Raw genomic sequence first — 16,065 nt, forward strand, 5'->3', positions numbered from 1 at the left:
AACGGCCATCCGATTTCCTCTCCGATCGCAGTTTTACTGCTTGTCGGCCTCGAAGCTACGGAGCCGCGAAACGAATGTAAAGGATTACATCGGATATAGATCGACAGGGTCGACGCGCCGATCCATGACGGCTCGATGCCGACGATCATCGAAGTGGCCGCACTAGCGGGCGTCTCAACCGCCACCGTGTCGCGTGTGCTCAGCCGCCCCGAACAGGTGTCGGAGGAGACCCGGTTGCGCGTGCTCGCGATCGTGCAATCGTCGGGATACACCCCTAACGTCGCCGCGCGCAGCCTGCGGACGTTGCGCGCCGCCAAGATCCTGCTGACCGTCCCCGACATCTCCAACGCGTTCTTCGCCACTGTCATCCGCGGTGCCGAGGAAGCCGCGCGCGATGCGGGCTATTCGGTCGTCGTCGGCGACACGCGGCACGATCCCGAGGTCGAGGATCAATATGCCGACATGCTCTCGCGCCGCGAGGTCGACGGGCTGATCTTCCTCGGCCACCGCCTGCCTGCTCGCCTCGCGCCGCTGCTGGCGCGCAAAGGGACCGCCGCGCCGATCGTCAACGGCTGCGAATACAGCGCCGATCTCGGCGTCCCGAGCGTGCATATCGACAATGCCGCCGCGAGCGCGGATGCGATCGACCACCTGATCGGGCTGGGTCACCGGTCGATCGGCGTCGTCACCGGCCCCGAGATCAGCCCGATCAGCCGCGACCGCCTCGCCGGCGCGATCGCCGCGGCGGAGCGCGCGGGCCTGCGCGACAGGCTGCACATCGCCGTCGGCGACTATTCCGCAGGGTCCGCCATCGACCACACGCGCGACCTGATCGCGCAGGGCGTCACCGCGATCTTCTGCTTCAGCGACGAGATGGCGATGGGGGCACTCAGCGCGATCGGCGATGCGGGGCTGTCCTGCCCGGGCGAAATCTCGGTGATCGGGTTCGACGACCTGCCGCTCGCGCGCTATTTCCAGCCGCCGCTGACGACGATCGCGCAGCCCAAGGGGATGATCGGCCGCCGCACCGTCGAGCTGCTCGTCGACATCCTGCGCGGCGGCGACAGCACGGCCCGACAGGTCACGCTGGACCACACGCTGATCGTCCGCGCCAGCACCGCCGCACCCCGCCGCTGATCGCGCTCGACCGAAAGCGCTATAGCCGCTTGCCGGCGGGCAAACGGCGTATCGCACGCGTTGCAGCGTCCCGCCGCAACCATCTCGGCCATCGCGTCGTTTTCGATGCCGAACAGATCAACTGCGAAACCCGACGGGCCACCGCCCGTGCCGCTGTCGTGCTGGTCACCGACCTACCGTGGCGCAGGCCACCCTATCCTACTCAAGCAGAGCTACCGCCATGACCGAAGTTTCCGTCGTCACCCTCGGCAAGGGGCGCCCCGACCATCTCGTCAACGTCGTGCTTGGCCTGACGCGCCAGACGCTGATGCCGACCGAGCTGATCGTCGCGGTCATGCAGGACGAGCTCTACGTGCTTCCCGACGCGCCGTTTCCGATCCGCCAGATCCAGATCGTCGCCGACCTGCTCCCGCTCGCATCGGCGCGCAACGCCGCCACCCGCGTCGCGACCGGCGAGGTGATCGTGTTCCTCGACATGGATTGCATCCCGACGCCGACTCTGGTCGCGGACTATGCCGGGTTCCTCGCCGGGTTCGACGGGTTGCTGATGGGCGAGGTGCTGTATCTGCCGGGCGGTGCGACCGCTGGCGACTGGTCGTATGACCGGTTCGCCGAGGTCTCGGTCAAGCATTCCGACCGTCGCGGCCCCCCGCCCCAGGGCATCGAGATCTGCACCGACTATCGCTGCTTCTGGTCGCTGAGCTTCGCGATGCGGCGCGCGACGTTCCTCGGGCTGGGCGGTTTCGACGAACGCTATGTCGGCTATGGCGGTGAGGATACCGATTTCGGCAAGGCGATCGACGCGGCGGGCATCCCGATCGCCTGGGTCAAGGGCGCGCTGGCCTATCACCAATACCACCCCCACCACATGCCGCCGGTCCACCATCTCGACAGCGTCGTGCGCAACGCCGAGCTGTTCGAGAGCAAATGGGGCTATCGGACGATGGGCCACTGGCTCCATGCCTTCCGCCTCATGGACCTGATCGACATGACGCCGGGGCGGCCGATCCGCATCCTGCGGCGGCCTGACGCGGCCGATCTCGCGCTGACCGGGCAGCAGAGCCACCAGCCCTATGCCAATACCGCGACCGTCATCCGCTTGCTCGAAGACCGGCTCGCAGCCACCGAGAAAGCTGCAGCCGCCGAATGAGGATTGCGATCCTTTGCCATGTCCGCCAGCCGATCGCGCAGCCCTTTGCCGGGGGTATGGAGTCTCAGTGCTGGCATCTGGCCGCGGGGCTTCAGGCGCGCGGGCACGACATCGTGTTGTTCGCCTCGGGCGACAGCGATCCGCGGTTTTCGATTCAGCCGGTCATTGCCGAGCATTACGAGAAGACCTTCCCCGACGCCGAGCATCGCGGTTTCGCGCCACTCATCGCGCATCTCGATGCCGGTTATGCAGCGGCGTGCGACCGCATCGCTACGGGCGGCTTCGACGTGGTGCACAATAACAGCCTGCATCGCTTTCCGCTCGAGCCGGCGGGGACCGCGCTGGTGCCGACCGTGACGTCGCTCCACGTCCCGCCCTACGATGCGCTGCGCTGGTTCGTGCAGGCGAGCGCGACGCCGAACCACCGCCTGACCACCACCTCGGCACGCCAGCGCGACGCCTGGTGGCCGGACGGCGCGCCGCCCGAGGTCTCCGTGCTGCACAACGGCATCGCGCCGGACGCCTGGCCGTTCGTCGCGCAGGGCGACGGCAGCGCGGTGTGGTGCGGGCGAATGACCCCCGACAAGGCGCCGCATCTCGCGATCGAGGCGGCAAGGATCGCGCAGGTCCCGCTGACGCTGTTCGGACCGGTCGAGGATCGCGCCTATTGGGACGGCGTCGTCGTGCCGCTGCTCGACGGAAGGATCCGCTATGGCGGGCATCTGGAGGCGGCTGCGCTGGCCGCGGCGATCGGGCGGGCGTCGGTATTCGTGTTCACGCCCTGCTGGGACGAGCCGTTCGGGCTGGTCGCGGTCGAGGCGATGGCGTGCGGGCTGCCGGTGGCGACGTTCGACACCGGTGCGGTGCGCGAGATCGTCGGCGATGCGGGATGGTTGGCGCCGACCGGTGACGTCGCGGCACTCGCCGAGGCGATCGCTGCTGCACGGCACGCACCCCGGGCGCCGCAGCGTGCGCGCGTGGAGGCGATGTTCACGCGCGACCGGTGGCTCGATCGATGCGAGGCGTTATACAGCGACGCCTGTAGAGAAAGGGAACCGTCATGACCGATCCTCGGCCGCCACTACCCCCGTTCACCGCCGCAACCGCGATGCAGAAGGTACGCGCGGCGGAGGATGGGTGGAACGGTCGCGATCCGGCGCGGGTCGCGACTGCATACACGCCCGACAGCGTGTGGCGGAACCGCGACGTCTTCCTCACCGGCCGCGCGGCGATCGAGGCGTTCCTGACTGACAAGTGGGTGCGCGAGCAGGAGTATCGGCTGATCAAGGAGCTCTGGGCGTTCACCGACGACCGGATCGCGGTGCGCTTCGCCTATGAGTGGCAGGACGGCGCGGGTCGCTGGTTCCGATCCTATGGCAACGAGAATTGGGCGTTCGATGCCGATGGATTGATGCGCGAACGGCATGCGAGCATCAACGATGTGGCGATCGCGCCGGGCGACCGGCTGTTCCACTGGGATCGCACCGGGGTTCGCCCCGCGGACCATCCAGGGCTTACCGACCTCGGGCTGTAGCCTGCGGATGGCACCGCGCTCGACCGGTCCGGAGATTGCCACGCACGATCCCGAGCCTGCGCGCCGGGGCTTATCGCAGCGACCCCGGCCAACGACATCCGATCCAACGTCAACCACGGAGACGACCCATGACGACGGCCTATGATACCAAGCTCGGCCTCTATATCGCCGGCGAGTGGCTGAGCGGCGAAGGCCGCGAAACGCGCGACGTGCTCAACCCCGCGACCGGCGAAGGCCAGGCGGCACTGCCGCTCGCGAGCGCCGCAGACCTCGACCGCGCGCTCGAGGCGTCGCAGCGCGGGTTCGTCGCGTGGCGCGCGGTGCCGCCCGAGAAGCGCGCGGCGATCCTGGTCCGGACCGCGCAGTTGCTGCGCGAGCGCGGCGACCACATCGCGCGGATCGCGACGCTCGAACAGGGCAAGATCCAGGCCGAGGCGAAGGGCGAGGTCGCGTTCGCCGCCGCGCTGCTCGATTTCCACGCGGCGGAAGCGCAGCGAATCTATGGCCGGGTGCTGTCGCGCCCGTCGGGGTCGCGCAGCCTGGTGCTGCACCAGCCGGTCGGGCCGGTCGCAGCGTTTTGCGCATGGAACTTCCCGATCATGAACGTCGTGCGCAAGATCGCGCCCGCGGTGGCGGCGGGATGCTCGATCATCATCAAGCCGTCCGAGGAGACCGCGGGCAGCGCGGTCGAGGTGATGCGCTGCTTCCAGGATGCGGGGCTGCCCGGCGACGTCGCGCAGTGCGTGTTCGGCGTGCCCGACATGGTGTCGCGCCAGCTGCTCGCCTCGCCGATCACGCGCAAGCTGAGCTTCACCGGATCGGTGCCGGTCGGCAAGGCGCTGATGAAGCTCGCCGCGGATACGATGATGCGCACGACGATGGAGCTGGGTGGGCACGGCCCGGTGCTGGTGTTCGACGACTGCGATCTGGACAAGACGCTCGACACGCTGGTCGCGCACAAGTTTCGCAACGCCGGGCAAGTCTGCGTCGCGCCGACTCGTTTCCATGTCCAGGACGGCATCTACGACCGGTTCGCGGCAGGCTTTGCCGAGCGGACGCGCGGGCTGAAGATCGGCGACGGCATGGATTCGGCCAGCCAGATGGGCCCGATGGCCAATGCTCGCCGCCCCGATGCGATCGCAGAGCTGGTCGGCGACGCGACCAGCCACGGCGCCAAGCTGCTCGCGGGTGGCGAATATGGCGGCCAGGGTGGTTTCTTCTTCCAGCCGACGGTGCTGGCCGACGTGCCGCTGTCGGCACGCGCGATGAACGAGGAGCCGTTCGGGCCGCTCGCGCTGCTCAGCCGCTTCGGAACCGACGACGAGGCGATCGCCGAGGCCAACCGTCTGCCGTTCGGGCTGGCGGCCTATTGCTTCACCGAGAATGGTCGTCGCCAGAACATACTGGGTGATGCGATCGAAGCCGGCATGATCGCGATCAACAACGTCCGGCTGAGCTATCCGGACAGCCCGTTCGGCGGGGTGAAGGAAAGCGGCCACGGATCCGAGGATGGTCCCGAAGGCATCGCCGCGCATCTGATCACCAAGGCCGTGCATATCAGCTGACCCGGGCGGTGATTGACGGGGGCGACCAAGTTCGGCGCCCCCGAGCGACCGCAATAGGCAAGCGTGACGCAGGGGTTTCTGTCCCAGGACGGAAGCCCCTTTTCGTTGCGCGCCCAGGCGATCGCACCGCATGGCGCGCTAGGCTGCGCAGCCTGCCGGGCGCCACGGCTTGAGACAAAATTGCAACAAAACATCAGAACCGTTCAGTCCGGACGCATTTTAGATTGTAATAATACCCCCACTATGGCGAATTGTTGCAATATTGTTTCCCGCCGGGTGATCCCTCGGTGGGGATCGCAGCGCATCGTCGCTATGCCGGAAAAGGGGGTTCGAGTTGCGCTTTGCCATCTGTCTTCCCGTCGCCGTCCCGGCACTACGATGCGTCGCGGCGGGTTGATGCGCGGGTCTGCGACCCTCACGGCAATTCCCGCCGGCAATCCCCATTTTACCCATCGGTATCTCATCCATCGGCGTCTGGACCGCGTGCGCTCCGCCGCGCGCCCCGCCGGTTCGACAAATCTCTCCGTGCAGCGCCCGCTGCCACGCGCCTTGCCGCGGACAGCTGGGCTCATTGGGCTGCAGCCCGAGCCGCGCCGCACGCGCGCCACCGATTACAAAGACACTCGCAGCCACGCCGAACGCAATCGGCGGTCCAAAGCGAGGTCGCATTAGGGGCGGATCCTGACGGCTACTTTTAAAGGGGCTTAGGATAATGAAATACACGACCTCAACCGTCGCAATGGCGGTCGCCTTGCTGTCCGGATCCCCAGCCTATGCCGCCGTCGCAGGTGCGGGGCAGGACGCCGTCCCGGCGCCGGCGCAAGACACGACGCCGCAAGCCGTCGCACCCGTCGAGGACGAACCGGCCGGCGACATCCTCGTCCTCGGCACGCGACGCACCGACCGGACGCTCGCCAACTCGCCCTCGCCGGTCGACATCATCAGTTCGGCCGACCTGACGACGCAGCCCGCTGCGAACATGATCGATGCGCTCAAGAACATCGTCCCCTCCTTCTATGCCGGGCAAAACTCGATCTCGGACGCGTCGACCTTCGTGCGCTCGCCTTCACTGCGGGGGCTGTCGGGCGACCAGGTGCTCGTGATGCTCAACGGCAAGCGCTACAATCGATCGGCGCTGGTGCAGGTCTATGGCGGCAGCGACACCGGGCTCGGCCGCGGCGCGCAGGGGCCCGACATTTCGGCGATCCCGTCGCTCGCGATCGGCAATCTGCAGGTGCTGCGCGAAGGCGCGACCGCGCAATATGGCTCCGATGCGATCGCGGGCGTGCTGAACTACGGCCTGCGAGAGGATCAGGGGATCGAACTGGTCGGGCGCCTCGGCCAATATTATGCGGGCGACGGCGAAAGCTACCAGATCGCGGGCAATGCCGGCATCAAGGGCGACTGGGGCTTCATCAACGCGACCGGCGAATATGTCGACGAGGGACAGACCAGCCGTGGCCGGACTCGCCCGTCGGCCGCGAACTTCGCGCAGAACTTCCCCGCGCTGGCATCGCAACTGCCCAATTATCCGCTGCCGGTGCAGATCTGGGGCAATTCGCCCTCGCATGGCTTCAAGTCGGTGCTGAACGCGGCGATCAACGTCACGCCCGACAGCAAGCTGTATTTCTTCGGCAACTTTGCGGAGAGCAAGGGCAACCAGAGCTTCAACTATCGCGCCCCGGTGAGCAGCACCGCGGTCGACACGAACGGCGTCGTGCGCAATCAGAACGCGAACGGCGCGTTCAACAACACGTTCTTCCTCACCCCCTGCCCCGCCGGCAACGCGACCTGCCCGAGCGGCGGCTTCGTGCGCGACGGCAACACGTTCAAGTTCGGGCAGCTGTATCCGGCGGGCTTCACGCCGCGCTTCGTCGGCAAGACTCAGCAACTCTATGGCGTGCTGGGCTATAAGGGCACGAGCGGCGACTTCACCTACGACCTCTCGGGCACGCTGGCGCGCAACAAGCTGTCTCTGTCGATGTATAATTCGGCCAACTTCTCCTACGGGCCGGCGACGCAGACGAGCTTCGATTTCGGCGACCTGATCCAGAAGGAGGTGAACTTCAACGCCGACTTCACCTATGCGGCGGAGGTCGGACTGGCGGCGCCGCTGACGATCTCGGCAGGTGGCGAATTCCGCAAGGAAACCTACGAACAGACCGCGGGCGACCTGCAATCCTATAGCGCGGGGCCCTATGCCGTCGCGCAGCAACTCTACACGCTGACCGCGCCGGGGGTGTACACCTTCTCTGGCACGACCGCGGCGCAAGGCGTCGGCGCCAGCGGCTATGCCGGTACCAGCCCGGCCACCGCGGGCAGTTTCGACCAGAAGGCCTATGCCGCCTATGTCGGCCTCGAAACCGATATCACCGACGCGCTGACGGTCGGCGCGGCGGGCCGGTACGAGCATTACAACACGTTCGGCAGCGCCTGGGTCGGCAAGGTCAACGCGCTCTACAAGTTCGTCGAAGGCTTCTCGGTTCGCGGCAGCGTCGGCACCGGCTTCCACGCACCGTCGCCAGGCCAGTCGAACGTCTCGATCGTGACGACGTCGTTCAACGGCGGCAACGCGTTCCAGGCCGGCACCTATCCGGTCGGCAGCGCACCCGCGCAATATTACGGGGCCGAGCCGCTGACCCCGGAAAAATCGACCAACTACGGCCTCGGCGTCATCCTGGAGCCGGTCCGCGGTCTCACGGTCACGGTCGATGGGTATCAGATCGACCTGCGCAACCGGATCGGCCTGACCTCGCCGTTCATCGTCACCGCCGCGGATCTCGCAGCGCAACCTTCGCTGCAGGCCGTCGGCATCGACGGGCAGGTGCAGTATTTCACCAACGGCTTCAAGACGCGGACCCGCGGCGTCGACGTCGTCGGCACCTACCGCACCAAGCTGAGCGAGGCGCAGCTCAATTTCACGCTCGCCTATAACTACAACAAGACCAAGGTCACCGACTATGACGCCCGCGTCATCAACTTCCCGATCCTGATCGATGCGGAAAACCTCGCGCCGAAGCATCGCATCGTCTTCAACGCCAATTGGGCGCTGGGCAATTTCAGCTTCAACGTCCGCGAGAATTACTACAGTTCGTTCACCGCGGCGCAGGATTACGGCGTGACCAACATCGTCACCAACGGCGTCGTGACTGGGGCGACGCCCAACCAGGTCTTCGGCGGCAAGTTCGTCACCGATCTGGAGATGAGCTACACCTTCGCCGAGCATTTCACGCTGTCGATCGGCGCGCAGAACTTCACCGACGAGCATCCCGACCGGCTCGCCGCGAACAGCACGGTACAGCTCTACCCGCTCACCGGCGGCACGTCCGACGGTCAGGTCTATCCCCGTGGAGGTGGCCCGTTCGGGTTCAACGGCGGCTTCTACTACACGCGCCTGCGCGTGAAATACTGATCCGGACAGGGGCGCTTTACGCGTCCCTGTCAACGCGCGTGGTTACCGGAGATCGCAACGGCGGCATGCCCGAGGTCGATACCCGTCAGCTACCGCGGCCCCGTCGCAAGACCGCACGTGCCGGTGGCACGTGCGGCAGGGTTTGGCGGCTCAGCGCTTGACGCGTGTCGCCATCAGCGCGTTGCCCTGGTCCGCCGCGACCGAGCTGGCGGATCGCCCTGCGGCGTCCTGGATCGTGCGATCGGCACCCGCTGCCAGCAGCATGTCGACCTGATGCGTGCGGTTGAACAGCGAGGCCATCATCAGCGCGGTCTGGCCGGCGGTGTTGCGCGCATTGACGTCGCAGCCGGCCTTCAGCAGGCGCGCGGCGATCGCGTCCTCGCCCTTGAAGGCGACGCCCATCTGCGCGGTGTTGCCCTGGTCGCGATCCGGGCGGCAAGCGTTCGCGCCCTTGGCGATCAGCGCATCGACGGTCGCCGCCTGCCCGTTATAGGCGGCCAGGATCACCGGTGTGAAACCGCGATCGTCATAGGCGTTGATGTCCGCACCCGCCTTGACGAGCGGATCGATCATGTCGGTGCGACCTAGCCGGGCGGCGTCGAACAGCAATTGCTGGCGGCGCTCCGGCGATGGCAGCGCAACCGGCATGGTGGCAGGCGCGGCCTGCGGGGCCGCGAGGCTAGCGAACGCGGCGAAGAATATCAGCATCGTGAGTCTCGTTTCCTGATCGACGAGGTCGGGGACACGGACCACGCCGCGCCCCCTGCCCCGCTTTAGCGACGCGTGGTCTGCGCCGGATTGGCGGCGCGATAGTCCGCGACGGCGCGCGAAACGTCCGCCATCGGCACGTTGACCGCGGTCGCGAGGCGCGTGCCGAAATCCTGGTCCGCCTGGTAGAAATAGCTGACCATGATCGTCTTCGTCCGAGCCGACGTCACGACGTTGAGATCCCCCGCCAGGTTGGTGACGAGATCGGCGCGATCCTGCGCGCTCAGCGCACGGTAGAACGCACCCGCCTGCGCAAAGTTGTTGGTCTTCGCGATCGGCTTGGCGTCGACCATCGCATCCACCGCATAGGTCGAGGCGCGGTACCGGGCATCGGTCGATTTCGCGGCGGTCGCGGCCGGGAAATAGTTCACGTCCGAGGTCCGCGTGGCGTGATCGAGCTGGCCGTCCTGGTTGTTGTTGACGACACTGGCGAGCGGCCGGTTGACCGGCAGCTGCATCACGTTCGCGCCGATCCGGTGCCGCTGCGTGTCCGAATAGGAGAACAGCCGCCCCTGGAGCATGCGATCGGGCGATGCCTCGATCCCCGGCACCATGTTGGCGGGCGCGAACGCCGACTGTTCGGTGAACTCGAAAAAGTTGGTCGGCACCTTGTTGAGCGTCATCTCGCCGATCTTGCGGAACGGCACGCCCAGCCACTCCTTGGTATCGTCGAACGGGTTATAGTCGAGCTTGGCGAACTCGGACGGCTTCATCGTCTGGACCATCAGATCCCAGACGGGGAAATCGCCCTTCGCGATCTCGCCATAGAGATCGTCGGTCAGATAGTTCCACGACGCGGTCGCGACCTGCGCGCCGTTGAGGTTCTTCACGCCCTGCCGGCTGATCCAGCGGAACTTGGCGAACACCGTCTCGCCCTTGGCGTTGACCAGCTTGAACGCGTGGACGCCGTTGCCATCCATCGTGCGGTACGACGCGGGCGTGCCGAGGTTCGAATAGACGTGCGCGAGCATGTTGGTCGCCTCGGGCGTGGCCGAGAAGAAATCGAAGAAGCGGTTGGGATCCTGCTTGTTGGTGACCGGCGAGGGTTTCAGCGAATGGATCATGTCCGGGAACTGGATCGCGTCGCGGATGAAGAAGATCGGCAGGTTGTTGCCGACGAGATCCCAATTGCCCTGATCGGTGTAGAACTTGGTCGCGAAGCCGCGCGGATCGCGCATCCCCTCGGGGCTGCCCGACGGATGGATCACGGTCGAGAAGCGGACGAACACCGGCGTCTGCTTGCCCGACGCGAACAGCGATGCGCTGGTGATGTTGGAGATGTCCGCGGTGGCGGTGAAGACGCCGTGCGCGCCGGTGCCGCGGGCGTGGACGACCCGCTCGGGCTCACGCTCGCGATCGAACCGGGCGAGCTTCTCGATCAGCGTGGTGTCCTCGAGCAGAACCGGGCCGAAGTCGCCCGCCGCCTTCGAGTGGCGGTTCTCGCCGATCGGCGCGCCATTGTCGCGAGTCATCTGCGGGGTTGCGGCGCTGCCTGCGTCGCCCTTGGCATCGACGGTCCCGGCGACACCGGCCTGCGCGAGCGCGGGCTTGCCTGCGCTGACCGGAGCGGCCGCGGTGGTCATCCGGGTCTCGGCCTGCGTGTCGGCAACCGGCATCGTCTGCGCGGCGGCCGGAGCCATGAGGGCGCTGGTGGAGGCGGCAGCGAGCAGCATCGCCGCCATCGCCTGACGGCTGTTCAAGTTCTTCATCGGGACCCTCTGTCTGTGCACGCGTACGGCGACGCATGCCCGCACAGGACGTGCGGCAAGTCAGGTCCTTTGATCGAACGATCGCGGCTTCCGAAACGGGGAATCTGGATGTCTGCAATCGATCGACTCGATCGATCATGGCCGGACTCGTCAGCGCGCGCGGCCCCGGCGGCGCGTCAATTGCCGTCGGCGTCGACCGTGAAGACCATCGGCTTGCCGCGCGATTCGGGTTCCCAGCCGGCCCCCAGCGCCGCGCGCACGCCGCGCGCGACGAGCGCGTCGCTGACCTGGAGGCGCCCGCGCTGCAGGCCCTTGAGCAGGCGCATCGGCGGCGGAAACTCCAGGATCGCGGCGCGCTGCGTGTCCTTCTGCACCAGCGACACCATCATGCCCTTCCACCCGTCGGCGTCCGACCATTGCGGCTCGCGCTGGAGCTGCCATTCATATTTGACCCCGTCGACCTCGACGATACTGGTTCCGCTGCGGATGTTGAGCATGTCGCCCCGCCTAGCAGGCTGACGCGTCCAGGCTAGTGCAAGACGACGCGCGGGCGGCAGTCAGTGCGGCGTGACCGGCGACACGCTGGCGAGCAGGTGCGTCGTGAAGTCCGACAGCGGGCAAGAATCACCGCAACCGGCGATGCGGATCGCGGCGATCTCGGGCGGTGCGTCGATCGACAGCGGCGTGCGGCGACGCATCTGATCGAGCCCTTGCGCGACGTAGCGGATACGGACGGCCTGCTGCCCGGTCGCGGCGACACGCCAGACTTCGAAGACGAGCCCGCCACCGGGGGCCGCTTCGCCCGCGGCATAATCGCCAAGCTTCCAGTCGAGGCCGAGCAGTCCGGCGAGCATCGTCACCGTCCCGTCATGGCCGCTGAGGACGACGATCTTCTCGCCGTCGCCGATCGGATCGGCCAGCGCGGTGACGCCGGCGCCGCGCTGGAGCGTCGCGAGCAGCCGCATCGCGAGATAGCTGCTGGTCTGGCGGCCGACCTCAGGGGTGCGGGTGCGCAGGTCGATGCCCGCACCGTGCACGACGAGCGCGCGGCCGATCGTCGCCGCATCGATCCCGCGCCAGCCGTCGAACGCGAGCCCGTCGGCATAGGCCATGACGAGGCTCTCGGCGATGCCAGCGACCTGCAGGCTGGGCGAGGTGAGATCGGGTTTGCCGCCGTCGATCCGCATCGCGATGGGCGTATCGCCGAGCCGGCGCTGGACCTTCGCACGCTCGGCCGACGCGCAGGGGATGCGGCGGCATTGCAGCATCAGCGCCTCGAACCGATCGCGGTCGGGGGTCTGCCGCGCGTCCCACGCCGCGAGATCGCCGTCGACACGCGCGGAGATCGCCGCGAGCATCCGCGGGGCGTCGAGCGGCGCGAGCGGCGTCTGCGGCGCCTCGAACAGCGGATCGGGTGCCGCAGCGGACTGGTGGATCGCCGGCGCGCATCCCGGCGTGAGGCCGGCGGCGAGTGCAGTCGCGGTCGCCTCGGTGCGCTGCGTATGGTTCGCCCAGTAATAGACCGCGCAGTCGCTCGCGCCGAGCAGGCCCAGCTGCCGGTAGTACGCGGCGTACCAGCCGCCGAGCATCGTCACGAGCGTCGCGCCATTGGCGGTCAAATGCCCCGCGGGCACCGCGAAGCGCGGCCAGGCGCGGCGGCTGTAGCGGCCGAGCTCCTCGGGGCTGGACATCGCGCTGCGGACGCCGTGGCGCATGACGATGACGACGCGTTCGAGCTTGTCCTTTGGCGGCGGTGGCGGGGTCTGTGCCACCGCCATCGTCGAGGCGACCAGCGCCAGGCCGGCCGCGAGCGAGGCGATCCGCATCAGAACTTCGCCCTGACGCCGGCGGTGAGCGTGCGGCCGTAATCGGTATAGCCCGCGAACTGGTTGTCGCGGACATACTGCCATTGCACGCCGCCGGCCATGTTGATGCCCTGCACGACGAAGGTGACGTTCGGCGTCACCTTGTACGACATGTCGAAGTCGAGGCTGCCGAACGCGCTGTCGTTGTTCGCGGCGAGCCCGGCGCCGCCGACGTCGCGCAGCACGTTGCCGCGCCAGCTGTAGCTGACGCGCGCGCCGATGCGGTCCTTCTCGTAGAAGGCGGTCAGGTTGAAGCTGTCCTTGGCGACATCGACCAGCGCATCGCGGAACGTGCCGCCGGTCGCCAGCGCATAGGTGCCGCCGGTCTTGGTGTGCGTGTAGTTGGCCTGCGCGCCAAGGCCGTCGAACGGTGCAGGCAGCATCTTGAACAGCTGCTGATAGGCGATCTCGATCCCGGCGACATAGGCGTCGCCGCCGTTCTTGGGCGCGGTCAGGCGATAGGTCTGGCCGTCGAGGACGAAGTCGCGCGTCTGCTGGAACACGAAGGTCGTGATGGCCTTGTAGAATGCGCCGCCGACCAGCGCGCTGCCTGGCGCGAAATACCATTCGGCCGTGGCGTCATATTGCCACGCCTCGAACGGCTTCAGCTCGGGGTTGCCGCCGACCGCGGTGAGGACGGTCGGGCTCGAATTGATCGTCAGGCGCGGCGCCAGATCGGCGAGCGATGGCCGGGTGATGACCTTCGACGCGGCAAAGCGCATTTGCAGATCGGGCGAGACCTCGGCGACCAGATTGAGCGAGGGCAGAAAATTGTCATAGGTCTTGTCGTAGGTGACGGGCAGCGCGACCTTGCCGTCATCGGCATAGCCCGACGAGGTCTGGCGAGTCCGGGCATAGCGGACGCCGATATCCCCGCGCACCGCGACGCCGCCAAGCGGGAACGCGAAATCGGCCATGCCATAGCCCGCGACGATCTCCTCGCCGATCGCATAGCTGTTGCGCAGATCGCCGCGCGCGAGCGGGGCGGCGAGCAGCGCCTCCTTGCCGGTGGCGGCGGCGAGGAACTTGGCCGGATCGGGTATTGCCCAGCTAGTGGGCAGATCGCCCTTCGCGCCATCCAGGAAATCGTCGACGGGGAACGGCACGAAATAGCTCGCGTCGAAATATTTGCCCGTGATGCCGCTGGTGAAGTTGATGTCGCGGCGATCATAGGCGCGCGTGCGCTTCTGGTATTTCACGCCCGCATGCAGCGCGCTGACGACGCCGGTCAGGTCGCGCGTCACATCGAGTTTGGCGGCGCGCTCCCGGTCCTTGGAGTCGTTGACGCGGTATTCGATCCGCCGTCCGGGCAGCAGCGCCGGGTTCGAGAGATCGGCGTTCAGCAGCGTGACGTTGGGCAGCCGGTCGCCCGCCTTGCCGAAATCGAACGTCGTCGCGCCGACCGTGCCGAGCAGGCGGGTGCGGTAGATCGGCTCGGGCGTGTTCGAATAGGCCTGGCCGATGCTGCCGTCCGCGGCGATCGTCCAGCCGCCGGCCTGCCACTTGGCGTTCGTGCCGACCAGCCAGTTCTTGTACTGGAGCACCGACGTCTCGCGACCGATCTGCGTGGTCGAGGCGGTCGTCGTCGCGCCGGTCAGCACGCCGTTCTCGATCACCGCGCTGCCCGGCACGATCCCGCGCGGCAGGTTGGATCCGTCCGCCGCGGAATAGGTCAGCTCGTCATAGGCGACGTTCAGCCGGCTCCAGAGCCCGTCGACGTTCAGCTCGAACCGGTCGTCGGGCTTCCACTGGACCGCGCCGTTGATGCCGATCCGGTCGCGATTCTCGCGTTCGAGCGTCGGGCGGATCGCGGTGGGGATCAGGATCGTCGCGCTGTCGAGCGAGCCGTTGCCGTCGGTGTCGATCTTGCCGTCCGCCCAGCCGACGCCGGTGATGCGGTCCTGCCGCGTGGTGCGCTCGTCATAGACGCCCGCGATCAGCGCGCCGAACTTGCCGTCCGGGCTTGCCCAGCTCGCCATGCCCGACAGCCGCGGATCGACCGCACCGGCGAGCCGCGGCGAACTGGCGGTCGCCGACAGCGCGAGCACGGGTTTCTTCAGGTCGAGCGGGCGGAAGGTGCGCAGGTTGACGATGCCGCCGATGCCGCCTTCGTCGAGGCTCGCGCGCGGGCTCTTGATCACCTCGACCGCGGACATGAGTTCGGAGGGGAGCGTGTCGAAACGGAACTGGCGCCCGCTCTGGCCGCTGTCGCGGACATTCTCGTTCACCGCGACCGAGCGGTCGTTGAGCGTCACCACCTGGAAATTGGCGCCGAGCCCGCGGATCCGAACGAACACGCCCTCGCCGCGATCGCGGACGATCGAGACGCCGGGGACGCGCTGCAAAGCCTCGGCGATGTTCTGCGCGGGGAACTTGCCGATATCCTCGGCCTTGACGACGTCGATGACGTTGGTCGCCTTGCGCTTTTGCGCGAGTGCGGTGGTGAGGCTGCTCGCATAGCCAGTGACGACGACGTCGGCGGTTTCGGCTGGGCCGGTGTCATCGGGGCGCGACGCGGTCGCGACCGTCTGCGGCGGAGCAACGGTCGCGGCCACAAGCAACGCGCCATTGGGGTCACGACGCACGGTGAGTCGCGTGCCGGCGATCAGCCGCTCGACCGCGGCGTGCGGCAGCATCGTGCCGTTGAGCGCAGGCGCGGTCATCCCGGCGACCGCGGCGGGAGTGAACAGGATGTCGGTGCCGCTCTGGCGGGCCAGCGCCTCGAGCGCCCTGCCGAGCGGCTGCTTGGTGAGATGGACGGTCACGGGACGCGCCTGCGCGCTGGCGGCGGTGGCGAGAAAACTGGTCGACAGCGCAGCGAAGGCGGCGCCCAGCACGAACGATCGGCGCAGGCGCCGGCGATTGGTCGTCACGGTGTTCATCCCCCCAAGGAAGGCGGCGATGGTGCCGCACCTCCTCGACGGG

General features: G+C 67.5%; 11 protein-coding genes. 6 read left to right on the top strand and 5 right to left on the bottom strand.

Features of this window, described 5'->3' with window-relative positions; translation table 11 throughout:
• Positions 1-135 precede the first annotated feature (135 nt).
• The 6 genes from C8J26_RS14660 (at position 136) to C8J26_RS14685 (ending at position 8,798) form a co-directional block, all read left to right on the top strand.
• Complete coding sequence (locus C8J26_RS14660) at positions 136-1,137, top strand: LacI family DNA-binding transcriptional regulator (RefSeq protein ID WP_107959019.1); 1,002 nt, start codon at positions 136-138, stop codon at positions 1,135-1,137.
• A gap of 220 nt (positions 1,138-1,357) precedes the next feature.
• Positions 1,358-2,287 (top strand): galactosyltransferase-related protein, encoded by a 930-nt coding sequence (locus tag C8J26_RS14665; protein ID WP_107959020.1) that lies wholly within the window; start codon positions 1,358-1,360, stop codon positions 2,285-2,287.
• Positions 2,284-3,351, top strand: coding sequence for a glycosyltransferase (locus C8J26_RS14670; protein ID WP_107959021.1), 1,068 nt, complete (start codon positions 2,284-2,286; stop codon positions 3,349-3,351). Before C8J26_RS14665 ends, C8J26_RS14670 begins: the two co-directional genes overlap by 4 nt.
• The gene (locus C8J26_RS14675; protein ID WP_107959022.1) at positions 3,348-3,821 is read left to right on the top strand and encodes a nuclear transport factor 2 family protein; all 474 of its coding nucleotides are present in this window, start codon (positions 3,348-3,350) and stop codon (positions 3,819-3,821) included. Before C8J26_RS14670 ends, C8J26_RS14675 begins: the two co-directional genes overlap by 4 nt.
• A 128-nt stretch (positions 3,822-3,949) precedes the next feature.
• Positions 3,950-5,386, top strand: coding sequence for an NAD-dependent succinate-semialdehyde dehydrogenase (locus C8J26_RS14680; RefSeq protein WP_107959023.1), 1,437 nt, complete (start codon positions 3,950-3,952; stop codon positions 5,384-5,386).
• Positions 5,387-6,098: 712 nt separating this feature from the next.
• Positions 6,099-8,798 (top strand): TonB-dependent receptor plug domain-containing protein, encoded by a 2,700-nt coding sequence (locus C8J26_RS14685; protein ID WP_244185328.1) that lies wholly within the window; start codon positions 6,099-6,101, stop codon positions 8,796-8,798.
• 150 nt (positions 8,799-8,948) lie between these two features.
• On the opposite strand, the gene C8J26_RS14690 is transcribed toward C8J26_RS14685, so the two are convergent.
• The 5 genes from C8J26_RS14690 to C8J26_RS14710 form a co-directional block, all read right to left on the bottom strand.
• Entirely contained in the window at positions 8,949-9,506 is a 558-nt protein-coding gene (locus C8J26_RS14690; RefSeq protein ID WP_107959025.1) for an ankyrin repeat domain-containing protein, read from the bottom strand.
• Positions 9,507-9,571: 65 nt separating this feature from the next.
• Entirely contained in the window at positions 9,572-11,248 is a 1,677-nt protein-coding gene (locus C8J26_RS14695; RefSeq protein ID WP_425275413.1) for a catalase, read from the bottom strand.
• A 203-nt stretch (positions 11,249-11,451) separates the two neighbouring features.
• Complete coding sequence (locus C8J26_RS14700; RefSeq protein ID WP_056415468.1) at positions 11,452-11,772, bottom strand: hypothetical protein; 321 nt, start codon at positions 11,770-11,772, stop codon at positions 11,452-11,454.
• A 60-nt stretch (positions 11,773-11,832) separates the two neighbouring features.
• On the bottom strand, positions 11,833-13,101 hold the full coding sequence (locus C8J26_RS14705; protein WP_107959026.1) for a histidine-type phosphatase: 1,269 nt from the start codon (positions 13,099-13,101) through the stop codon (positions 11,833-11,835).
• Entirely contained in the window at positions 13,101-16,013 is a 2,913-nt protein-coding gene (locus C8J26_RS14710) for a TonB-dependent receptor (protein ID WP_244185329.1), read from the bottom strand. Before C8J26_RS14710 ends, C8J26_RS14705 begins: the two co-directional genes overlap by 1 nt.
• Positions 16,014-16,065: the final 52 nt, after the last annotated feature.

Source organism: Sphingomonas aurantiaca (assembly GCF_003050705.1).
GTDB classification, from domain to species: Bacteria; Pseudomonadota; Alphaproteobacteria; order Sphingomonadales; family Sphingomonadaceae; genus Sphingomonas; species Sphingomonas aurantiaca.